25 protein-coding genes and 3 pseudogenes are annotated in these 20565 nt (G+C 59.0%); 14 read left to right on the top strand and 14 right to left on the bottom strand.

Features of this window, described 5'->3' with window-relative positions; genetic code table 11:
* Positions 1–31: 31 nt before the first annotated feature.
* A pseudogene (locus XH87_RS19120) lies at positions 32–115 on the top strand (acyl-CoA thioester hydrolase); the annotation flags it as partial.
* Here XH87_RS19120 and XH87_RS19115 read toward each other — a convergent pair.
* Positions 91–1773, bottom strand: coding sequence for a recombinase family protein (locus XH87_RS19115; protein ID WP_271588457.1), 1683 nt, complete (start codon positions 1771–1773; stop codon positions 91–93). The pseudogene XH87_RS19120 and the gene XH87_RS19115 overlap by 25 nt on opposite strands.
* 576 nt (positions 1774–2349) lie before the next feature.
* On the opposite strand from XH87_RS19115, the gene XH87_RS19110 reads away from it, so the two are divergent.
* From XH87_RS19110 to XH87_RS19085, 6 genes are all read left to right on the top strand, one after another.
* Positions 2350–2874 carry a hypothetical protein gene (locus XH87_RS19110; protein WP_271588456.1) on the top strand — a complete coding sequence of 175 codons (525 nt, stop codon included), beginning with the start codon at positions 2350–2352 and terminating at the stop codon, positions 2872–2874.
* A 406-nt stretch (positions 2875–3280) separates the two neighbouring features.
* Positions 3281–3865, top strand: a complete 585-nt coding sequence (locus XH87_RS19105; RefSeq protein ID WP_271588455.1) for a hypothetical protein — start codon at positions 3281–3283, stop codon at positions 3863–3865.
* A 56-nt stretch (positions 3866–3921) separates the two neighbouring features.
* The gene (locus XH87_RS19100) at positions 3922–5769 is read left to right on the top strand and encodes a phage major capsid protein (RefSeq protein ID WP_271588454.1); all 1848 of its coding nucleotides are present in this window, start codon (positions 3922–3924) and stop codon (positions 5767–5769) included.
* Positions 5770–5822: 53 nt separating this feature from the next.
* A complete protein-coding gene (locus tag XH87_RS19095) occupies positions 5823–6158 on the top strand; it encodes a DUF2190 family protein (RefSeq protein ID WP_271588453.1) in 336 nt (111 codons plus the stop codon).
* 289 nt (positions 6159–6447) lie between these two features.
* A complete protein-coding gene (locus XH87_RS19090) occupies positions 6448–6747 on the top strand; it encodes a hypothetical protein (protein WP_271588452.1) in 300 nt (99 codons plus the stop codon).
* A gap of 107 nt (positions 6748–6854) precedes the next feature.
* Positions 6855–7472 (top strand): DUF1353 domain-containing protein, encoded by a 618-nt coding sequence (locus XH87_RS19085; protein ID WP_271588451.1) that lies wholly within the window; start codon positions 6855–6857, stop codon positions 7470–7472.
* Between the two features lie 58 nt (positions 7473–7530).
* On the opposite strand, the gene XH87_RS19080 is transcribed toward XH87_RS19085, so the two are convergent.
* The 3 genes from XH87_RS19080 to XH87_RS19070 are packed head-to-tail and all read right to left on the bottom strand — an operon-like array spanning position 7531 to position 8935.
* The gene (locus XH87_RS19080) at positions 7531–7779 is read right to left on the bottom strand and encodes a hypothetical protein (protein ID WP_271588450.1); all 249 of its coding nucleotides are present in this window, start codon (positions 7777–7779) and stop codon (positions 7531–7533) included.
* 38 nt (positions 7780–7817) lie between these two features.
* Complete coding sequence (locus XH87_RS19075) at positions 7818–8315, bottom strand: thermonuclease family protein (protein ID WP_271588449.1); 498 nt, start codon at positions 8313–8315, stop codon at positions 7818–7820.
* Between the two features lie 29 nt (positions 8316–8344).
* Entirely contained in the window at positions 8345–8935 is a 591-nt protein-coding gene (locus tag XH87_RS19070) for an ATP-dependent DNA ligase (protein ID WP_271588448.1), read from the bottom strand.
* A 91-nt stretch (positions 8936–9026) separates the two neighbouring features.
* Between XH87_RS19070 and XH87_RS36810 the strand changes: the two genes are divergently transcribed.
* The gene (locus XH87_RS36810; protein WP_442868284.1) at positions 9027–9245 is read left to right on the top strand and encodes a DUF3489 domain-containing protein; all 219 of its coding nucleotides are present in this window, start codon (positions 9027–9029) and stop codon (positions 9243–9245) included.
* 8 nt (positions 9246–9253) lie between these two features.
* On the opposite strand, the pseudogene XH87_RS36805 reads toward XH87_RS36810, so the two are convergent.
* From XH87_RS36805 to XH87_RS19060, 3 genes and pseudogenes are all read right to left on the bottom strand, one after another.
* Positions 9254–9631 (bottom strand): annotated as a pseudogene (locus XH87_RS36805) (BglII/BstYI family type II restriction endonuclease); the annotation flags it as partial.
* 26 nt (positions 9632–9657) lie between these two features.
* Positions 9658–9993, bottom strand: a pseudogene (locus XH87_RS36800) (BglII/BstYI family type II restriction endonuclease); the annotation flags it as partial.
* Between the two features lie 220 nt (positions 9994–10213).
* Entirely contained in the window at positions 10214–10588 is a 375-nt protein-coding gene (locus tag XH87_RS19060; RefSeq protein ID WP_271588446.1) for a hypothetical protein, read from the bottom strand.
* Between the two features lie 161 nt (positions 10589–10749).
* On the opposite strand from XH87_RS19060, the gene XH87_RS19055 reads away from it, so the two are divergent.
* Positions 10750–10872: a hypothetical protein gene (locus tag XH87_RS19055; RefSeq protein ID WP_271588445.1), complete on the top strand. Its 123-nt coding sequence runs from the start codon at positions 10750–10752 to the stop codon at positions 10870–10872.
* A gap of 835 nt (positions 10873–11707) precedes the next feature.
* Here the strand turns inward: XH87_RS19055 and XH87_RS19050 are convergent.
* Complete coding sequence (locus tag XH87_RS19050; protein ID WP_271588444.1) at positions 11708–12841, bottom strand: DUF4268 domain-containing protein; 1134 nt, start codon at positions 12839–12841, stop codon at positions 11708–11710.
* A gap of 284 nt (positions 12842–13125) precedes the next feature.
* Between XH87_RS19050 and ybgC the strand changes: the two genes are divergently transcribed.
* Positions 13126–13545: a tol-pal system-associated acyl-CoA thioesterase gene (gene ybgC / locus XH87_RS19045; RefSeq protein WP_271588701.1), complete on the top strand. Its 420-nt coding sequence runs from the start codon at positions 13126–13128 to the stop codon at positions 13543–13545.
* Positions 13546–13769: 224 nt separating this feature from the next.
* Here ybgC and XH87_RS19040 read toward each other — a convergent pair whose 3' ends face one another.
* The gene (locus XH87_RS19040) at positions 13770–14081 is read right to left on the bottom strand and encodes a hypothetical protein (RefSeq protein ID WP_271588443.1); all 312 of its coding nucleotides are present in this window, start codon (positions 14079–14081) and stop codon (positions 13770–13772) included.
* A gap of 422 nt (positions 14082–14503) precedes the next feature.
* Between XH87_RS19040 and XH87_RS19035 the strand changes: the two genes are divergently transcribed.
* A complete protein-coding gene (locus XH87_RS19035; RefSeq protein WP_271588442.1) occupies positions 14504–15028 on the top strand; it encodes a winged helix-turn-helix domain-containing protein in 525 nt (174 codons plus the stop codon).
* An 84-nt stretch (positions 15029–15112) separates the two neighbouring features.
* Here XH87_RS19035 and XH87_RS19030 read toward each other — a convergent pair whose 3' ends face one another.
* The 3 genes from XH87_RS19030 to XH87_RS19020 form a co-directional block, all read right to left on the bottom strand.
* Positions 15113–15307 (bottom strand): hypothetical protein, encoded by a 195-nt coding sequence (locus tag XH87_RS19030; protein WP_271588441.1) that lies wholly within the window; start codon positions 15305–15307, stop codon positions 15113–15115.
* On the bottom strand, positions 15304–15882 hold the full coding sequence (locus XH87_RS19025; RefSeq protein WP_271588440.1) for a hypothetical protein: 579 nt from the start codon (positions 15880–15882) through the stop codon (positions 15304–15306). The genes XH87_RS19030 and XH87_RS19025 overlap by 4 nt, the downstream gene beginning before the upstream one ends.
* 449 nt (positions 15883–16331) lie before the next feature.
* A complete protein-coding gene (locus XH87_RS19020; protein ID WP_271588439.1) occupies positions 16332–16517 on the bottom strand; it encodes a hypothetical protein in 186 nt (61 codons plus the stop codon).
* Between the two features lie 259 nt (positions 16518–16776).
* Here XH87_RS19020 and XH87_RS19015 point away from each other — a divergent pair, with 259 nt between their 5' ends.
* Both XH87_RS19015 and XH87_RS19010 read left to right on the top strand, forming a co-directional pair.
* Positions 16777–17172, top strand: coding sequence for a YbgC/FadM family acyl-CoA thioesterase (locus XH87_RS19015; protein WP_271588700.1), 396 nt, complete (start codon positions 16777–16779; stop codon positions 17170–17172).
* A gap of 94 nt (positions 17173–17266) precedes the next feature.
* On the top strand, positions 17267–17734 hold the full coding sequence (locus XH87_RS19010; RefSeq protein ID WP_271588438.1) for a nuclear transport factor 2 family protein: 468 nt from the start codon (positions 17267–17269) through the stop codon (positions 17732–17734).
* A 28-nt stretch (positions 17735–17762) separates the two neighbouring features.
* Here XH87_RS19010 and XH87_RS19005 read toward each other — a convergent pair whose 3' ends face one another.
* Positions 17763–18485: a type 1 glutamine amidotransferase gene (locus XH87_RS19005; RefSeq protein WP_271588437.1), complete on the bottom strand. Its 723-nt coding sequence runs from the start codon at positions 18483–18485 to the stop codon at positions 17763–17765.
* A 28-nt stretch (positions 18486–18513) separates the two neighbouring features.
* Positions 18514–19440 carry a LysR family transcriptional regulator gene (locus XH87_RS19000; protein ID WP_271588436.1) on the bottom strand — a complete coding sequence of 309 codons (927 nt, stop codon included), beginning with the start codon at positions 19438–19440 and terminating at the stop codon, positions 18514–18516.
* A 151-nt stretch (positions 19441–19591) separates the two neighbouring features.
* On the opposite strand from XH87_RS19000, the gene XH87_RS18995 reads away from it, so the two are divergent.
* Complete coding sequence (locus XH87_RS18995) at positions 19592–20548, top strand: N-carbamoyl-D-amino-acid hydrolase (RefSeq protein ID WP_081492425.1); 957 nt, start codon at positions 19592–19594, stop codon at positions 20546–20548.
* The last annotated feature ends 17 nt before the right edge of the window (positions 20549–20565 follow it).

Raw genomic sequence — 20565 nt, 5'->3', positions numbered from 1 at the left:
GGTACCGACAAGCGAAGAGGCTCGCGACGTGACAGCTCATCTCGACGGCGAGATCCGCGACGGCCGCCACCACATGCAGGTCCGCGTCTACTACGAGGACACGGATTTTTCCGGGCCGACAAAATCGGTACAGCCAAACCCTTGTTCTCGCATGATTTCCTCAGTGCTGCGCACCTTCGGGAATAGCTCGACCCCCATGATCGCACTGAGCCGAGCGTATGGCGTGATCTCGTAAGGCATCCGCTTGCCGGTCGGATGCACCACAATCCGGTCGAACACGTTGCGGAAGGCGGAACGGAAGGGCGCGAGGGCAACGGGGTCACCGCCTCGTGTCAGGGCAGCGTGAAGCGCGTCGATGCTCGTGGCAAACTTGCCGATGCTTGCTGGATGCAGGCTGACAACCTTGGCTCCGCCGTCGCTCTCGATGAGCCGGAGCTTCTCCTCCAAACCGGCGCGCTCAGTCTCCAGCCTCTTGAGCTTCTCTGTCAGGGCCTTAACAGGCTCGTCGCTCTCTGTGATCGCGGTGACAACCCTATCAATTGCGACAGTAGCACGATTGAGAGCCCGTTGCGTGTTATCGCGATCTGAGCGCATCTCTCGTTGCCGCTCAGCCCATCCAGCGTGATAGCCCTTGGTGAATTCCTTCAAAACCTCTGGGCTGGTTAAGTGGGCCTTTATGCCGGCAAGCACTGTCTCCTCTAACACCTTCATGTCATATGACTTGCGATGTTGGCAGGTGCCGAGCTGATGCGCAGCCGCACAAGCGACGCGCGGTCCGCCATCACGGGAGACTTGCGCAATCCTCATATGGCCGCCGCATGAGCCACAAGACAGCATCCCAGCGAGAAGGTGCTCGCGACTGTATGGCCGATACCCGACCCGTTGAGGGCGCTTCCCTCCGGCTCCAAACTTGGCCTCAGCGCGGCTCGTGCAAACACCGTTGGCCGCATCCCAAAGCTCTTGCGGCACGATCCGCAGATGCGGCACTTCAACCGCGATCACGTCCTCCGGCTTGCCCCGACGCTTGAGCTTCTTACCGCTATCGGGGTCCAGCACAGAACGGTTCGCGTTCCAGATCAACCGCCCGATGTAAATCTGATTGCCGATCATGCCCCGCTTGCCACCGCGACCGCCCGTGAATGTCTGATGGTTCCAGTGCTTCCCGCCGCTCGGCGTGGGGATGCCGTCTCTGGTCAGCCCGGCCGCGATCTCGCGCGTAGTCTTGCCGCTCGCGTATTCGGTGAACACGCGGAGCACCACCTTTGAAGTTTCCGGGTCGATCTCGCGCACGCCCGGTTTTCCGAGCACGCGACGATAGCCGTAGGTCACAGCTCCCGGAAACTTGCCTTCACGCACTCGGCCGTTGTGACCGCGCTTTACCTTGTTGCCGAGATCAGTGAGAAACATCGAGCCGACGATGCCTCGCACGCCGACGCTGACATCGTTGGCCTCGCCATCGCTCGTGATGAGTTTGATCTCGCGGAATTTGAACCGCTTGAAGATACCGGCCAAGTCCTCCTGATCGCGCGAGATGCGGTCAAGGCTCTCGCAGATCACAGCATCGAACTTCGCAGCCTTAGTGTCCTTCATCAGATCGAGCAGGCCATCGCGCTCGAACATCGTCGCGGCTGACTTGGCGCGGTCATGGTAGACCTTCGCCACGCGATAACCATGCTGCTTGGCGATGGACTCGCAGAGAGCAACTTGGTCGTCGATCGAACGGTCTTTTTGAAGATCGCTTGAGAACCGCGCATAAGCGACTGCCGTTTTCATCCTAGTCATTGGAATGCGTTCCATTCGGCTTGATCAAAGATCATAGCCCGCGTCGGCCGACGAGATCGACGTATCAGGGAGAGTCGCAGCCCCACGACGCACGTTGTCGTTGGTCGTCACGGCGGTGTCGGGAATAGCACTCGGATAACACAGAGCGGCGGCAGACGCATCACTGGAGTCGTGGACGCAAAAACCTCGCTATGTACCTGCTCTCGCAGAGCATTTCCCCATCTCGATATTTAACACCCTGCGCGGTCTGTGTGGCGATCGAGCCGAACCGCGACTACGTGTCGTCAACTCAACCACCATCATCCAGACAAAAAGAGCCGCCCGCATTGCCAGATGCGGACGGCTCACGACGATACCAGTCGGGTCAATCGCTATCATTCTTATGTCTGCTTTGCGGGCAAGGGGGTAATCCTCTGGCCGAGCAAAAACCGTCCGTTCGGCTCGGCGCTCCGTGCGTTCCCGGCGCTGTGAGGGAGCTGCCAATCGGGACCTTTCAACAGTATGGCGGGGTTGCGCGACGGCGCGGCACGCCTATGTCGGTCGTGAACAAGGGGCTACCCCAATCCAATGAACGCCTTCACTCATCTAACCGATCACTTCCGACTGCCCGTGCCGGACATAAGGGCCGCTCTCGGCGGTCACGCCCTGCGGGCTCTACTCCGTTTCACGCACATCACTCCCAATGCGCTCCAGCGCGGAAGGATCGTCTCGGACCGACAAGCCGATCTGCAAGCGCAACTCGCGGATGCCAATCAGGAGAACTTGGCGCTTCGGCGCGAAGTGGCGAGCCTCAAGCGACAGGTTGCCGAAGCTGAGAAACGCGCTGGCGACTCCACCAATGCAGCCATAGCGCGGCTCAGAGCTGGGAATGCCACTGAGCCGAGCTGGGTGCCGTTCGCAACGATGATGAAAAGCGTTCCTCGCGGCTTAGCCTCCGAGAACACGCTCCGGGCCGCGTGCGAACGTGGCGAGATTGTCTCCCGACAGCTCAGAGGTTTCAACACTCCTCACGAGGTATGTCCGGTGAGCTGGCGCAGTTGGCTCGAACAATACGCATGGATCAAAGGCAAGCAACATCTCCTTGCCCGGTGATCGCACGCCCAGCGATGAGTTCCATTTCTGCGAGCTTCTGCGAGCCTCATGCGAACAAGAGGTGTGCCGACTATTATGCACGGTGTCATCGTGGAAGGATGACCCGTTTGCGGCGGTGATTGTCGCACCAAGTCGAGATTGTCCTCCGGTTGGATGAAGGGCTCGATATGCAACTCAGCGTAACGGCGCGACACCCGCGCTGAGGCATTCAGGGGGCTCTCGCGATCAAGGTCGCGAGCTGGCTAAATCCCGGCAAGGAGCTGGGGGCTTTATCAGCGGAAGCTGACCTCGTTAGGGCGACGACACAGTTCGATCGACCCGCGAATTCCTAACTCAACCGGAATTCCCATTTCAGGACCGCAGCACGGTCCACTCAACTCACAAAGACACCACAAGAGGACCATACATGGCACTCTCTTTGCCTCTCCGAAAAGAGCCCGCTGCACGGCTGCGGGCTGATCGCGACAAACTCACAACTCGTCGCCCTGATCTTGTCTCTCAGCTCGATGCTGAGAAAGCGACGGCTTCGTCGCTCACCGACGATCTACACACTGCACTCATCAGTGGCAACGTGTCACGCAGCGAGATCGCGGCGAAGGAAGCGCGGCTTGCCGATGCTGAACGTCGTGTCTCCGGTCTGACTTCTGCGCTGGCCGCGCTGGATATCAAGATTGTCGAAGCCCAGTCCGCCCTTGATGAACTTCTAGCCTCCGAAGCGGCGGAGCAAGCAGTTGCCGATCTCAGTCGGGGCCGTCAGGAGTACGCTGCTAAGCTGAATGCCTTCCTCGACGCCGCCGCCGAGTTCCTCCCGGCCGTTGCCAAACTCGGCGAGCATGCGTTCGTCGCGCGGGAGCTTGCGGGCTTGGCTCGCAGCATCGGCGTCGAAGTGCCAATCGCAGCGCGTCGGCTCGAAGGTGAGCTGGACTACATCGCCGACATGATTAAGCGCGAAAGGCCCGCACAGTTCGTCAAGGTCGATCGCGCCGCTTGATCGGCGCAGCAACGATCAAGGGCCGATGCACAATCGGCCGATAGGAACTCTCCAAAATGAAAATTCGTGAATTGCAAGGCGGCAAGCGCTTTGCAGAAAGCATCGCCGCGCCCAAGAGCTACGACGCCAAGGCGCGCACCGTCGATGCTGTGATCTCCATGGGCTCGGCAGTGCAGCGCTCATACGGCACCGAGAAGCTGCGCATCTCGCCCGATGCGGTCGATCTTAGCCGCATGGCGAAAGCCGGCATCCCGCTCCTAGACAGCCATAACCAGAGAGGTATTGAAAACCACCTTGGACGCTTCACTGAGACGTGGTTCAAGGGTGGCGCTCTCTGGGGCCGTCTCCAGTTCAACGACACCGAACGCGGTCGCGTCGCTGAGGGCATGGTTGCCCGTGGCGAGATCGCTGGAATTTCGGCCGGGTACATCGTTCGCGATTGGGAGATCACCGACAGCAAGGGAAAAAGGCTTGATCCTGACAAGGATCGTATTCCCTTCGATGCTGATTTGACCTTCACGGCTATCCGCTGGGAACTGCTTGAAGCGTCGCTCGTGACCGTACCAGCGGATGCGAGTGCGATGATCCGTTCTCTCGATGCTGCATCATCACCGCATGCCAGCGCCGCACGTGCCCGCATGCAGGCGCGTCAGCGGATGCTCGACCTTCAATCGTCCTTCGCCGCCATTCCGCGCCAACCGGCGCAATCGCAATTCAACTCCGCTGCGCGAGCCGAGAGCCCGCAGCCGACTCATCTGGAGAACACTGAAATGAACGTTCGCATCTCGCGCTCAGAACACGATGGAGTGGCAGACGCCATGTCGATCGCGCTGACCACGCGCATTCTCGAAAGCTCCGGCTTCCGCTATGAGGGGCCGAAAGACCCGGCTGGCAAGGCGCACTTCGAGAAGTACAAGGATCAGGCTCGCCAGTATATGAGCCTCAGCCTTGTCGAGCTGGCGGCGCAAGCAATCGGCTGGCGCGGTCGCGGCACTTTCGCCATGACGACCGTTGATCGTTTGACGATCTTCGAGCGTGCCTTCCAGAGCACGTCGGATTTTCCCAACATCTTCCAGAACGCGCTCAATAAGAGCCTGCTCGCGCGCTACACGCTCGTGACCCCGACTTACCGCGAACTCGCGGTCGAACGTCCGTTCAAGGATTTCCGTCCGCATCCGCAGGTTCGCGCGGGCGAATTCCCGATGATCCAGCCCGTTCAGGAGAACGGTGAGCTGCGCTCCGGCACGACCGGCGACGCTGGCGAGAATGTTTCGATCACGCCCTACGGCGTCGTATTCACCATCTCCCGGCAGATGCTCGTGAACGATGATCTCGGTGCGATCGACCAAATCCTTGGCTCGGCTGGCGATACCGTTCTCATCTTCGAGAACGATACATTCTTCCAAATGTTCTCGTCCAATCCGACGCTCAAGACCGACAGCACCGCTGTGTTCCACTCCAACCATGGCAACCTCGCTGACACTGGCGCGGTGCCTTCGGTCTCGACCATCTCCGACGCTCGCAAGGCGCTGCGTGGCATGAAGTCGCTCTCGGGCAACTTCATCAACGTGCCGCCTGCGATTATCCTCGCTGGCCCGGATCAGGAAACTGTCATCGATCAGCTCGTGGCGACGATCACTCCCACGCAGTATGGTTCGGTCAACCCGTTCTCCGGCAAGCTTCGTGCGGTCTCCGACGCGAATATCATGGATACGAGTTGGTATGTTTTCAGCGATCCGAAACGCATCCCCTGCTTCATCTACGGCTTCCTTAACGGGTCCGCTGGCCCGCGCACGAACGTGCATGAGCCGTTCGGCATGCAGGGCGTTCGCGTTTCGCTGGAGCACGATTTTGCGGTCGGGGCCATCGACTTCCGTGGCGCTTTCCGCAACCCCGGCGCTTAATCGATCGGCGGTGAGCATCTGGCTCGCCGCTTCGCTCCAGAGGAAATCTGCAAGTGAAAAATCAATATCAGGTCCACTGTGACCATATCGATGTGGCTCTGCCGTATGCTCGCAACTCCGGCGACGGCGCTCTCATCGGTTCGATGTTTGGCGTGTGCGCCAACGGCGGCGCTAACGGCGCTGACGACGTTCTCGTCGTGAAGGGCGTTTTCACGCTCACCAAGAACAGCGCGGAAGCATGGACGGTCGGCGAGAAGGTCTATTGGGATAACGTCGCCAAGAACGTCACCACGACCGCAACCTCCAACACGCTGATCGGCGTCGCCATTCTCGATGCAGCGAACCCGTCATCGACGGGAGTGGTGCGCCTTAACGGTTCATTCTCTTAAATCCCAGCGGTCCTATCAATCGTCGGGTTTCTTCGATCTTTACCGACGACAAACTAGCTGGGTCGCGAGGCGGCGACCAAACGGCGCTAGCCTCGCGCCTTTTATCCCGCAGCTCATCGGTGGTGAGGGGTCGGTTCCTGCCTTGGACAACAGCCGCGAGCTGCGGCACTTGCGGGAGTCGTGAAGGTTCGCCTTCGCGCCTCCCGTTTCTTTGTCATCAAATCGCTTTGCGATCGGCGTCATGCCTCGAACCAGCAAGCACCGAAAGATAGATAAGGAGCAAACAAACATGGGAGCAAGAGTCGAAGGCGTTGGAGTGAAGCCCGACGGTCTGTTTTGGGTAGTCCCCATCGCCATCCGTGCCGACGACGGCCAGATCGTCGCCGATGAGACAGCGGCATTCGAACTGCCATCGGCGGAAGCCGCCATCGCGGCGGCCGAAGCGGTCGCATCCTGTTCGGCGTACTGCGGGGCGGTGGCGTTCACTCGTGCGTTTGATCAATCTCGCGGCTGCTATGAGCCGGTCGAAGTTCTGACACGCTGCGGCAGCATCCATTGGTCACCGCAGCGCGGCACTTGGGTCTGTTGATGCTGCGGACATGGGTGCGTTTCACGGGGTATTCAGCGCGTAGTTGAGTTTTAACCAATGGCGTAGTAAGCTGATTGCTGGGGCTGGGCGACACATTGGGGGTCGCCATGAAATGGGAAGCGCGTTACTGGCGCGTGTTAGCGCCGGTACTATTTGTTGCCGTCACCCTTGCGGGGTGTGTGGGGTGGATCAGGTACGGAGACGGTATCCTAAAAGGTCGCGTTGTCGTTCAGTGGACACGCGAGGATAAGTTCATCTATCTAAAAACGGGCAATCCGTTGAGCTTTCAGCCATCGTTCCTGAATACTCCTATCGTGCCGGAAACGATGTACACGGATGGCGGCTCCATCCCACGCATATTTTGGAGCATTCCGGGTCTCTCACCTTGGGGTCTTGGGCCAGCGTATGTGATCCACGATTGGCTTTTTGAAGTTCATCGCTGCCATCGCCCCGCTCCGCCCGAAGTGGCAGCGATTACCTTCGAGCAGTCGGCTCAAGTGCTTGCGGAGGTCGGCAAGTCGCTTGTTGAGGCTGGTCTCGTGGACAACAACAAGTTAGACGAGATCGTTTGGGCTATTCAAACCAGATATGCCCGCAACATCTGGGATAGCGCTCCAGCTCCCGGTGAATGCGCCATTCCTATATTAACTAAAGCACGGCCGCGGACGGTTGTCGATTTTACAGTTCCCGTTCCGAACAGGTCGATCGGTAGACCTGCGCTCTAGTCCTGACTAGAGCCCAAAGATGTACTCGCCCCTGGCATAGATTATTGCTGGGGGGACCTTATCCTGTGCGGCTACGGAGCCGAACATAGGTCCCTGACTCGTGAAGCTCTAGCATCTCACGCTCATAGGCGAGCATGATGCCAGCGCTAAACTCCTCACCGTTAACGCCGCTCTTGAGAAACGGCAGGTTGACCAGCTCAATAAAGATATGACCGTCCTGCACCGCCTCGATGCCTCTGGCGATCTCGATGATCTTCGTGGCTGCGGCTTCCTTGTCGGCGAAGGGACGATCGGCGGCGTACCTCATCGCGCCTCGCTATCCTGAGTCGGCCCACTCACCAATCATCAGGGATGCGCGTTGGCATCGTCCGAACACTTGCCCGGCTTGCCCCCCGCCCGAATGCAGGCTCGGTACAGCCATGGCGCAACGTAGCTGCCCGCCCATATACCGCGCTCGGCACGTGACGCCTCCCGCTGGGCAGCATTGTAGCGGCCACCGGAATAGCGACGCCAGTCGAGCGCGTAACCGTTGCGCACGAGCCAATCTGCGAGATCAGCCCCCGAGACTGAGCACGTCGCTACCGCCCGACCGTATTGGTCTTGCGATACCGGCACGCAACTCACCGGCCGCCTCGCGACGAACGCATCTAGATCGTTCGCCGCCTTGGCACCGCAACGATAAGGCAGGCTGTCATCGCCCCGGCAAAGCTGGGAGCTTTCCGGCGCATCAATACCGGCGAGACGGATGCGCGTACCGTGGATTTGGAGCGTGTCGCCGTCGATGATGCTGGCTTGGCCGGTCAGGCCCGCCGCAGCGGCGGGAACGAAGGACAAGGCGAGCATCGCGAGGGCCAGCGCTCCACGTTGCCGCCTCACAGCTCACGCTCCATCGCGGGATGGTTGCGGTTCTTGATCTTGATCCAATGGCGGCACCGGCCTCCAACGTAGGCCCGCTCTCGATGCTTTGAGACTATACCCTCAAGGCCCATCCGGCACGCGGCACGAAACAGTTCCGGGCCAATCTCGCCTCGCTCGAATGGGTTCACGAATAGGCCCTCAGGCCGCCTCGCGAGGAGACGATCGAGATTTGCCTTGCGGAGATGTAGCGGCAGCTTGCGGAGATCGTCACCACCCTCAGAGAGCAGATCGAAGGCACAGAGCTGCACCTCATGGTCGTGCTTACGTGAGTGCAGCGCATTAAAGTCGGAAACGCCATCGAGACCCAATACCACCGCCTCACCGTCAAGGACGAACTGTTTCTGGCGCACCTTGCGGGCGGCTTCCACGATCCATGGGAAGCGGGTCGTCCAGTTGTGCCCGTTGCGCGTGATCAGCCGCACACGATCACCGTCCCGCTCAACGCGGAGGCGGTATCCATCGTATTTGACTTCGTGGAGCCAATCCGGGCCGGCCGGGACAGTGGCCGCTTTGGTAGGGAGGCAGAATTCAAAGGTGCTCGGCATAATCGGCACATAAGACACGCACGTGGAACCGCTAGTCCCTTCTTTTGTTTTTGGGTGCAAGGGATGATCGTACGCTGACCCATCTCCAGCAATGCGGAACCAGACCACGAACGGATTGAAAGAGCGGGAGCTGATGGACAGTCTGACGGCCGGATGGTGTCCAGCGTCAGCTCTGGCAGATCGGTTTGGATGGCAACGCCATACCCTGCGTGGAGCAGTAAGCAAGCTCGCCAAGAAGCACGGATTGAAGATCGAGCGCCGCCGCGAGAACGGAACCAACGAATATCGTATCGCCCGCGATGAGAATTAGAGCCTTGTCTATTTCTGCTTGCGCGGCTTGCTGATCTTCCGAGGCGGTGCGCCCACTAGCGGTGTCCACGCCGCAGGGCTCCTCAGCTTCGGCGTAATACCGAACGCAAGCACCGGGCATCCGCCGCTTCTCCCCGCGCTCATTCGGGGTAGCAGCTTGTTCATGTGAGCGGTTGAGCCGTACTCAAAACCATACTTCGCAACTGTTAGCTTATTGATCTCGCTCCCATCCTTATCGAGCGCCTTACCGAGATGGATGAAGTAGGGTACGAGGGAAGGGTCGCGAGTGACAAGAATGCCGACGCTGATCCTTCCGTAGTCAAAGAATGCACGAAAGGCAGCCAAGTCACGGTCAAAGGTCTGATCCTTGGCATTCCACTCAAGATCGAATGCGACCTTCCCCCCTTTACATAGTCAATCTTGTGAGTGTCGATGGAGACCGCTTGTTTATCGACCATCTGGGTGGCATGCAGGTTTGACTCAAGCCAACTCAGCGGCCGAAGTTGATCCGAGATTGTCTTGGGTATCTCGCTTTCGTTGCCACCCGGCATGCGTATTTGAGTGTCTATGAACCGGAAGGCCAATAGGGCGTCGCAGATTTCCTTGAACTCGTCTGGAAACTCGTTGGCCAGGATCGAGGCAGCGTGACGATATACGCCCCTCTCAGGCGTTCTTCTCCGACTTGCGACGATGCCACGGCGCGCTATTTGGTCACCTGGATACAAAAGCAATGGAGGCCAAGATACCATCAATACCGATCGATGAAGCTGAGCTAGTCGTTCGCATGCTCGAAGCGGCCACGGGAGTGAAGCGCCCGAAAGGCAAGACACACAAGGAAGCGATCCACACGGTGACACCACTGATCCGCGAGCAAGTCTTGAGAATGTCTCGCGCTGCCATGCTGTACTTCTTAGAGCAGGCAGCGTGTTCATCTGGAGGCGGGGGGACGATACATTGAGAAACCTTCGCTCAACCCCGCTCCACGGGGGCTTTGCCTTTCCGAAAGGCCGCCGCCACCCATCGGCCAAGCCAAAGAACGATGTATGCAGCGAGCCACGCTACAAGGAGCGGGCCGAATGTATAGATCGCGTTTCCGACGTTTATGTCGGTGTTTGTTACGTCGCGGTTCCAATCCGCGTCAAACTGCCGATTGCATTGAGTCCAATCGGTGTCCTTGGGCATCGTCCCATCATCTTGAATGGAGTGCATCTCAAGGCAGAGCTGATGTTTTGAAATCGCGAAGTGGCCCAGCTCTTTTATGACAATGCTGCGCGTCCAAAGGCCGCCAACAACGACCCATAATACGCTTGCGATAATCCCGAGCCGTTTGACGCTCTTGTTCATCACCCTGCCCCCTTGTGCAAGCCGCTATTGTTAGCGCACAAGCGCGCGTCGCCGAGAAACATAGGGTCATCCAGACCGGTTATCGCATTGAGATACTCGCGCGTTACTTCATTCTGTGCGCGTTTGGATGCCGCGTCCGACAGACCTCGCACAAGCTCCCAATGCTTCACGTCGTCACGGGCTATGCGCAGTCGATCTTCGGCCTGATGCAGGGCGTCGCTTCCGGCTGGAAGGTTGCTCACAACAATGCCCCAGACAACAGCGCACCGCCGCGCGACAAATAGTGCGTTCCCCGGCTCGCAATATCTTCGGCTGTAAGTGGCGCTCGCTGAGACGCCCGAAGTTGGCTCGTGAGATCGTCGTCCGCCTCTGCGGCCGTTACGCTGATTGCAAGCGCGGCTGTTCCTACGGTCATAGCGCTTAGGACTGCGACCGTCGCGTACCGTCTCGACATCGTGTTGATCATACCCCCGTCAATTCTATCTCGCCGCAAACAGCGCAAAACCTTTGTTCCTGCAATAGGAACTGCGGGCTTGCGTTGGGGCATCGGTCTTTTGGAGATGGGTAGGCCGGAAGAAAGCAACAGGCGAGTCAGCGCGGCTCCCTGATGAGCTGAAGCGATCATCCCGGCAGTTTGCACGGCTACCACTTCCGCTTCCCCACGGCGCTCTCAGAGTCAGGGAAACACCTTCTCGCCCCGCGCCCACGCCGCGCACTTTCGAGAGGTCCAATCCCGATCTTCCCGCCAAGCATCGAAATCGGCTTCCGTCCGCTTGGACAGGAACACCGCCCATGCTTGGAGGAAGTCGTGGCGAGCCTGATCGAAGCTCCCGGCACTGCCGGTGCTGCATTCGCCCGGTCGGCTGCCGGGATAGAAGCCGCAATTCCACTGCCATTGGGGTCCGGCGTTCGGATTGCCAACGCCTGGGCGATCGTGCCGACATGTACGTCGCCGTACATGATACGCCAGCATTCCTCCCGGTGCGGGTCAGGTCGTCGTGTCAAGATGTGCATAGCGCTGATTACAGCGCTGGAGACCCCCGATCGCAATCCGCGAGGGGTGGACGATCAGCACGGTCGGACCACATGCTGTTGGTCAAGTCTCCTGCAAGCGAGCAACTACTCCTCTTGTGATCTGGACTTGAGCTTGCGTTGTATCTGGGACAGCGGGTCTTTCAGGCTGCTTTCCAGACGCATCATGGCATCCACCATGAATGAGATCATCGCCGGTCGCTGAGCTTCGTCGAAGAAGTCACCGTCTATTTCCGACTTTATGCGAGACGCACGTTTGTCCTCTAACCGCTCCCAAGTAAGGGATGCGCCGAAGGCCTGTTCTATAGTCGCCCTTTGTGAGAACAGTTCGTCGAAGATCGACTTGTTCTCATCTTTGTCACCCCGGTCGATATAGAGTTCAACCCGCCCATAAGACTTGCTTGCAACAAAATTATAGGGGACGCCGCGAACGCCCGATCCCGCCGAAACATAGTGGAAGTGATTTGGGGAAATGTTTGCGAAGCGCGGTATCTTTGGTCCCGCTGCTCGGAGCAATTCAGCCCAGAATTGTCGTCTAACTTTATGCCGGTTCTTTTCTTCCGCTGCGGCTTCGACTTCATCCAAAGATTTTGAGGCTAGGCCGATCATGAACTCCTCGACATCTTTCGTGGGAATTATCTGGTCCACACCTAAAAAGATATCGTCGCCAGCGCGCCATGGCCGAACTCGAAAGCACTGAATGCGCAGCTTGAAATTTAGCAGCCACAGGATGGTTGAAGTGACTTCCTTGCGGAAGTTGGCCGCAATCAGGATAATCCGCTGAGTTGATCCCTTATTCAGAGTGATTTCGTCATAGTCCTCAGCATCGAGAAATTCGACGAGGGCTTCCTTAGCATCTCCACCGGCACCACCCCTATCGAGATACTCTTGAAAGATGCTCCGAATGTTGTCCTTTGACAGGCTGGAACAGTATGAAGCGTACTTTAGCGCTTGCCATGTCACGTCTCGTCCAGTGTCATCCAGCTTGTTCTCGATTAAGACTAGCGATCCTTGCTTATCCAAGGCGAGCAGATCGAGGCGCTCCTGCGTATCAGCAAAGCCGGAAAATTCCTTTTGGATGATAAGAAGGTCCTCACCGAGGCAGGATGGAGTCTTCGCAATCCACTCTTGCAGATGTTGACGCTCTCTGAACCCGAGGTCGGCGAAGGTATGAGACCTAAGAGGCTCTATCGAATTTGCATCTTTGTTGATCTTGAACATCGGAGATTTGCGCTCACTGGTTGAAATTTCTGCGGGCAAAACTGCCGAAGCGCCGCCACGACCGAAATTGAACTATGGTTGCAGACACGTTCTGTTCTTATACAACCGAAGAGGCACATTCAGGTTGTGGAGCTGCAAGAACAAAAGCGGACCACCGCAAGGGTGACACAGCAGGCGGCTCACGGTATCAACCCGAACCTCCTGACCGCTCCAACAAAACGACAGGACATTCCGCTTTGAGCCCATCGAATTTAGACGGCGTCATCCGCCACGGCTCACACCACATGCAAGTCAGGGTCTACTTTGAGGACACTGATTTCAGCCAGATCGTGTATCACGCCAATTATCTGCGCTTCATGGAGCGGGGCCGGACTAACTATCTTCGCCTTCTGGGGACAGATCATCGCCAACTGTTCGAGAGTGCCGACAACGACCGTAGTGGTTTCGCCTTTGTGGTTCGCTCGATGAAAATTGACTATTTCAAACCTGCGTACATGGATGACGTAATCGACGTGATCACGGCTCCCCATGAGATAAAGGGTGCGTCGATTACCCTGCTTCAACAATGTAAGCGCGGAGCCGACCTATTGGTGGAGGCCAGCGTCAGGGTGGCATTCGTCTCGGCTGGCAAAGCTCAGCGGATACCCAAGAGCCTGAGGGATGCCATGGAAGCAGGCGTTAGAGGGGCTTCTCAGGTTCGCTGAAAATTGGCTTTGGAAGAGGCCGCCGGCTGAGGCGGCCTTAACTTTGGGATGACCAACGGCTTTAGCAAGAAGCTGGACAACCACGTTGCAGCCTTCGCGCGGTAACGTTGCGCATTACATTCTGTCCGTGTTCACGAAGCCCTGCGCACGACGCCTGCGAAGGCGCTGGGCGTGGCTGACAGGCGTGGACCATTGCGCAGCTTGTGGACGCCGCGCTCTTGCTCTCAAGGCCCCCCCGCTGCGTCGCGGATCGCCATGCGGTATGGGTGAAAGCCATCCGTGCTGACCTCTGGCTGTCCAATGACGCGACTGCGGAGGTCGTGCATGAAGTCCATGGTGCTCTCGGCATTCCGCTTGCCGACACCCCAGCTAATGATTGCCTTCGGCGTCCCGGCCATGCCGATGAAAACGTACTGATCGCCTTTGGCGTTGATCTCATGGCGCTGCACGTTCTTCTGCTTCTTGCCGACGAAACTCCACAAGCTCGAGGCGCTCGGTACGCGCACGCCGACCATGATGCGGTCGTGCAATTCCATGCAGCCCACTACAGGCACACCTTTTTTGAGGCCGCACCGTCCAACCGGGTGCGGCTTTTTGTTTGTAGGTTTCAGATCCCAACAAATCAAGCAATGTTTGGTTTTGTGAGGGGATTTGCGACTAGAATGGGAGTTCTAATTTTGGTGGAGAAATTTCCACACAGTCAGCCTGTGGACAGAATAGTAGCGCTTGATTGAAGTTTGGTATCGTGCAATAAAAAGGGCGCGCAGGATTCACGGTCCGAGCGCGCCCTATGTCCTCACCCGGTCAAGAGCAGAGGAGGTTGCGAAGAAGATGACGGTCCAACAAGCGAGTGGGGGTCCGTGACCCCTTATGACCCGCCCACAAGGGCGTCTTTGCTTGTGCCGCTTCGCAACGGCACTCTTAATCCTATAGCACATAGGTGCGTTGGGAGCAACAAATGTCTGACGAATCTAAGGGAATCGACCCTTACGAGACGGTCTTGGCTGATCTGTACGCGAAGCGCGATCAGATAGCGCAAGCTATTGCCGCCATTGAAGGGCTGCGCGGCGGCGCCATGGGCGGCGGTTCTAATGCTGGTGGCGCTGCTCCGTCGGGAACTGCTTCAAAGCCGAATAATGGCTCTCTGGATCACCCCGGGGCTCTCCTCGGCATGTCTATCGTTGACGCGGCGAAAGCCCTACTCGCACACAAGCGAACTCCACTAAAGAATCCAGATTTCGCCGCGATGTTCAAGGCTGGCGGCCTTCACATGAACTCTAAAGAGCCCGCGAACACCATTGGGTCGGTGCTGACCCGTCGCATGACTGAGGTTGGCGACGTGGTGAGAGTGGGGCGCGGGACTTGGGGCCTGAAAGAATGGTACCCGAACCGCAGCTTCAAAGTGAAGGACGACGAAAAGAAAGACGACAAGAAGCCCCAACAAGAGCCCGGAAAGGCCGGGCTTGATGCCGCGTTGGAATAAGAAAGAAGCCGCCAACTGAGGCAGCCGGAAATTGCAGGTACCTGCAAACACAAAGGCCGCCAATTCTGGCGGCCTTTGGAGATACTAAGCCCGGCGCTTTAAGCGCGCTGCTTGCCGAGCGCGCAGCTTCTCAACTGCCGCCAGCGCACTCTGACGGTATTGCTCGCTCGCTTCAGGCGAGTGCTGGCGCGTACCCTTGTAGGTCTCGCGGCTCAGGAATGTATCGGCAATAGTCGTCGTGCCGATGGTTCCTTTGAGTAAAAGCTTCAGCGTGGTCATGACCAATTCCCCGAAGTTTCATCCTCTGCCACAATTTCCGTTACGTCAAACCCATTTCTGACCATAAGCCAGAAAGGCCGTCCTTCCGGATCAAAATCGTTCACGAGTACGGAATAACCTTCACTTTCGATCACGTCGGTTAAGAAGTGATACTTTCCAAGAGCCTCTTCCGTAAGATTTCTTTCATTGGTAACGCGATATACCAGGGACGGTTCAAAGTTGCGAATTATGTAGGAATAACAACGCGATACAACGTCGAGGACGGCGCTGCCACTATGCGGCGGCAGCCATTCCGCCGCGATATCACGATTCATCGTTGATTCGGGCAGGAACTCTCCAAAGGTATCTAGGAGGGTGATTTCATAAGTGAACTGCCAGAAATTGCATGACTTGAGCACGAGAGATGGCCTCTCGGCATAATGTTCATGCCATCCAGCGTCCACCATGGTCTGCCATCGGCCGTCTTCGCTGACGGCAAATGGCACACTAAAAAATACGCAGCCGCGCTGGTGCTGAAGCTCATGGTCCTCAGGGTCAAAATCGTCAGGCGACTCTAACAAGTGAAGAAATGCCAATGGAGGGTCCGCAGAATCAGGCCGAGAGATCAACCCCACATTGAATCGGCAGTGAACTCAAGTCTCCCTAACGAAGTTCTCAATCTGCCCAACAATTAATCACATAACTTATACCTGACATCTGCTGCCATCTCAGCAAATTAGGCCACTCCAAAAATCAAACTAGGCCGCTGCGCTCGGAAACAGGCCAGCGCCCATGGCCTCATAGGAACAACCGGAACCGAGAACATCTGCCGCCATTCTGGGCGGCCTGCATTCGGATTTGAGCCTCGTGCTAGGCAGCTTGCCTCCACCGGCCAAGGGCGATCAGTCCTTCCCCCATGTTACGATTTGGCGTGACAGTGTTTTCAGGTGTTGTGTATCCCGAGCACGCTGCGTGCGGCGATGGCGCAGGGTTTGTAATGAAAAAAGGCCGCCAACTGAGGCGGCCTCTTTATTTATCGACCGTCTTATTTCGGCACGCTGAAAATTGCCAAGCGATATTTCCCGACGTTGATAGTATCGACCAGCGATCCGACGAACACTTTTTTATTGTCCTTATTTAAGAGACGCCAAGCGCCCTTGGTTATTCGATCACCGCGAGTAAAAGTCTCTCCCTGATAGGTCACGGTCGCCGTTTTAGCCTTTTTCGCCATCTGCAAATCTCTCCCTCATCAATGAGGCGAGCTTCCTAGCACGTAGAGCGTGTGCCGGGAACAAACAACCAATTAGAACAGTGCGAAAATCAGCTTAGGACGCTAGGTTTAAATACGGACGGCATCAGCCACGGCATGGGAGCAAAGAGAGACAAGTACGTATGGCGAACGGCGAATAGGCCAGCTTAGGGTCAGAGCGGCCCTAGTCTAGGTCTAGGCGGCTTGCCTCCACGGCCCAAGCGCAACCAGCCCTTCCCGTCTGTTACGATTTGGCGGATCAGAGTTCTCCGGCATCGTCTATCACGCCAATTATCTGCGCTACATGGAGCGCGGACGCACCAATCATCTCAGGCTGATGGGCGCCGAGCAGCAGGTGCTGTTCGAGCAGACCGAGACGGAAGGCGCCGGCTTCGCCTTCGTGGTGCGCTCGATGCATCTCGATTTCCTCAAGCCCGCGCGAATGGACGACGTGCTCGATGTCGTGACCTGGCCGATTGCGGTGAAGGGCGCCTCCATCATGCTGGCGCAGGAGGTGCGGCGCGGCCACGACGTGCTGGTGAAGGCCGAGGTCCGTGTTGCCTTCATCAGCGGCGGTCGCGCGCAGCCTATCCCGAAGTCGATCCGCACGCTGATGAAAGCCGATCTGATTTCGTGATCGCCCGATAAGTGATCGCCCGATTTGCGATGGCCTATCGACTCCGCCAACTGCGGCGATAAATTCGCGGCCCCGATCAACCGATGAGGCCATCATGTCGCGCCCACCGCTTCCACCCTTCACCCGCGAGACCGCCGCGCAAAAGGCCCGCATGGCCGAGGACGCCTGGAATTCACGCGATCCGGTGCGGGTGTCGCTCGCCTATACCGAGGACAGCCGCTGGCGCAATCGTTCGGAAGTTTTCCAGGGCCGCGAAGCCATCGTCGCCTTCCTCACCCGCAAATGGGAGAAAGAGCTGGACTACCGGCTGATCAAGGACCTCTGGGCTTTCGACGGCAACCGCATCGCGGTGCGCTTCCAATACGAATGGCACGATGCCGGCGGCCAGTGGTATCGCTCCTACGGCAACGAGCAGTGGGAGTTCGACGAACACGGCCTGATGAAGCGGCGCGAGGCCTCGATCAACGACATCGCAATCGCGGAGAAGGATCGCCGGTTTTACTGGGCCGCGCCGGGACCGCGGCCGGCGGATGTGCCGGGGCTGGGGACCGAGCCGTTCTGAGGCGAGAAGTGAAGCCGCGAGTGCGCTTTTACCTCTCCCCTTGTGCCGTGCGCCTCGCCAGGAACCTCGTGATCGCTCCACCCAGCTTCGCGTTGTCCATCGGCTCCGCCAGCGACGCCCGTGCGGTCGCAACGACGTCCTTCGGCGCGTTGCCATCGCGGAGTTCGCAGCATACCTCCGCGAAGCCTGTGTCGAACTCCGGATGCGGCTGAACGGTCAGCGTCGCGCCGTTGGCGTAGAGCAGGCCGGCATGCGGGGTGAATTCGGAGGAGAGGATCGTTAGCGCGTCGCTTGGCGGCTCAATCACCTGATCCTGATGCGATGCCGCGATCGCGACTGCTTCGCCCTCGATGACGCCGTTCTCCGGCAGCACCTGATAGACGTGCCGGCCGATGCCCCAGCCCTTCGCCGACTTCTGCACGGTGCCGCCGAGTGCTTGCGCGATCAGCTGATGACCGAAGCAGATGCCGACCATCGGTGTCTTGTTGGCGTAGGCCGTGCGCACGAAATTCTCCAGCGGCGCGATCCAGTCGAGTCCATCATAGACGCCGGCGGCAGCTCCAGTGATCAGCACGGCCTCGATCTGGCCGGGATCGGGAAGCGCGTCGCCCTTCGGGATGCTGACGACCTCGATCGTGGCCGTCGGATCCTCGGCGCGGAGCATGCGCGCGAACATGTCGGGGAACGAGCCATGCTGCTCGCGGTACTTTTGCGGAACCTGTCCCGTCTCGATGATGGTGATGCGTGCCATGTGCCCCCGGGTGGAAAGGTCGCGAAGCCTAACTGCTTTCTGCCCCATGTTGCTGGTGTGGCGCTGGGCGCTCGAGCCGAGCGCTTTCCTGACGGACCTCGTTGAGAAAGGCCTTTGCCAGACGCGACAGCGGCTCGGCTTCCGACCATAGCATATACGCGACCGCCTGGGTCGTCGGACTGAACGGACGGACGATGAGGCCGCTGCCACCGTTCTGCCGCGGCGAGAAGGGATCGACCACCGCAGCGCCGACGCCTGCGGCCGCGAGCACGCAGGCCGTGTTGCAGTAGCGTACCTCGACGGTCGGCCGGAACGCCGCGCCGGCGCGGGCAAAGCTGTCGCGCACGGCTTCGCCGAGCCGCGTGCCGCGCTCGAGCCCGATGAAGGGCAGGCCGGAAAGATCGGAAGCGGATATCACGGGCCTGTCGGCGAGCGGATGCTGCGGCGGCAGCACGCACACCATCTCGCCGGTATGCACCACCTCATGCGCGATGCCGGGATGATGCGTCAGCCCGAGCGCGAAGCCGAGCTCGGCGACGCGGCTCAGCACGCCCTCGATGATGCCCTCGTAGCGGCGGACGTCGAAGAACACGCGCGTCTCCGGGCGGCGGCGCAGGAAGCCTGACAGTGCGGACGGAATGATGCTGTAGGCGAGCGGCGGGGTCGCGACGATGGCGAGATGCCCGGAGCGGTTCTCGCGCAGATCGCGCACGCGGTTCTCGAGCTTTGCATGCAGCGCGAAGATCGCCTCGCTCTCCTTGTAGAGCGCCATCGCTTCCGCGGTCGGAAACAGCCGGTTGTTGACGCGTTCGAACAGCGCGAAGCCGGCCTGCGCCTCCATCGTCTTCAGCGCATTGCTGATTGCGGGCTGCGACAGCCCGAGCTCGTCCGCCGCCGCAACCGTGGTGCGGTGGCGGATGACGGCACGCAGGATCTCGAGCTGTCGCAGGTTCATATCACTGCCGATTATACTCAGGGCCAAAACATCATAGCAAAGCGAATTGATTTTGCAGCCCCGCTCGCCCGTAATGGCAGCGGATTTGCGCGTCGCATCAATGGGTTCATTCGCCCATTGAGGCAGCACTGCGCACAGATTGGAGGCAATCTTGGTTCGTGTCCTTCGCGCCGCCGCCGCTCAGATGGGCCCGACGCAAAAAGCCGATACGCGCGAGCATACGCTGTCGCGGATGCTCGACATGCTGGAGGAGGCGGCCGGCCGCGGCGCGAGCCTTGTGGTGTTTCCCGAGCTTGCCTTCACCACCTTCTTTCCGCGCTGGCTGCTCGAAGGCGGAGCCCTGGACCGGTATTTCGAGCGCAGCATGCCGAACCCGGCGGTCGCAAAGCTGTTCGATCGGGCACGTGCGCTGCGCGTCGGCTTCTATGTCGGCTATGCCGAGCTGACGCCGGAGGGCCGGCGCTACAATTGCTCTGTCCTGGTCGATCGCGACGGCGAGATTCTCGGCCGCTATCGCAAGGTGCACCTTCCGGGCTCTGTCGAGCCGCGCCCGGGCGCGCGATACCAGCAGCTCGAAAAGCGCTATTTCGAATATGGCGACCTCGGCTTTCCCGCCTTCCGCGCCGGCTCGTCCTGGGCCCACGCCATCATGGGCATGATGATCTGCAACGATCGGCGCTGGCCGGAATCCTGGCGCGTGCTCGGCCTGCAAGGCGTCGAGCTCGTCTGCATCGGCTACAATTCGGCGGCCTACGATCCCAACGGTGGCGCCACCGAAGACGGAGCCTTGCGCACCTTCCACTCGACGCTGGTGACGCAGGCCAACGCCTACATGAACGCGACCTGGGCGATCTCGGTGGCCAAGGCGGGCGAGGAGGACGGCTCCGGGCTGATCGGCGGCTCCTGCATCGTCGATCCCAACGGCCGCATCGTCGCGCAGGCGCAGACGCTCACCGATGAGGTGATCGTGGCCGATATCGACCTCGACCTCTGCCGCCAGGGCAAGGACAAGATGTTCAATTTCGCCGCCCACCGGCGGCCCGACCAATACAGGGTGATCACCGAACGCGCCGGCGTGATCGAGCCGGCCGTTCTCGACGCGGATTGATTCCGAACGGCCGATTG

Source organism: Bradyrhizobium sp. CCBAU 53415, assembly GCF_028128735.1.
Classification (GTDB): Bacteria; Pseudomonadota; Alphaproteobacteria; order Rhizobiales; family Xanthobacteraceae; genus Bradyrhizobium.
The sequence above is the reverse complement of the archived record's forward strand: the minus strand, read 5'-3'. Positions and strand labels throughout refer to the sequence as shown.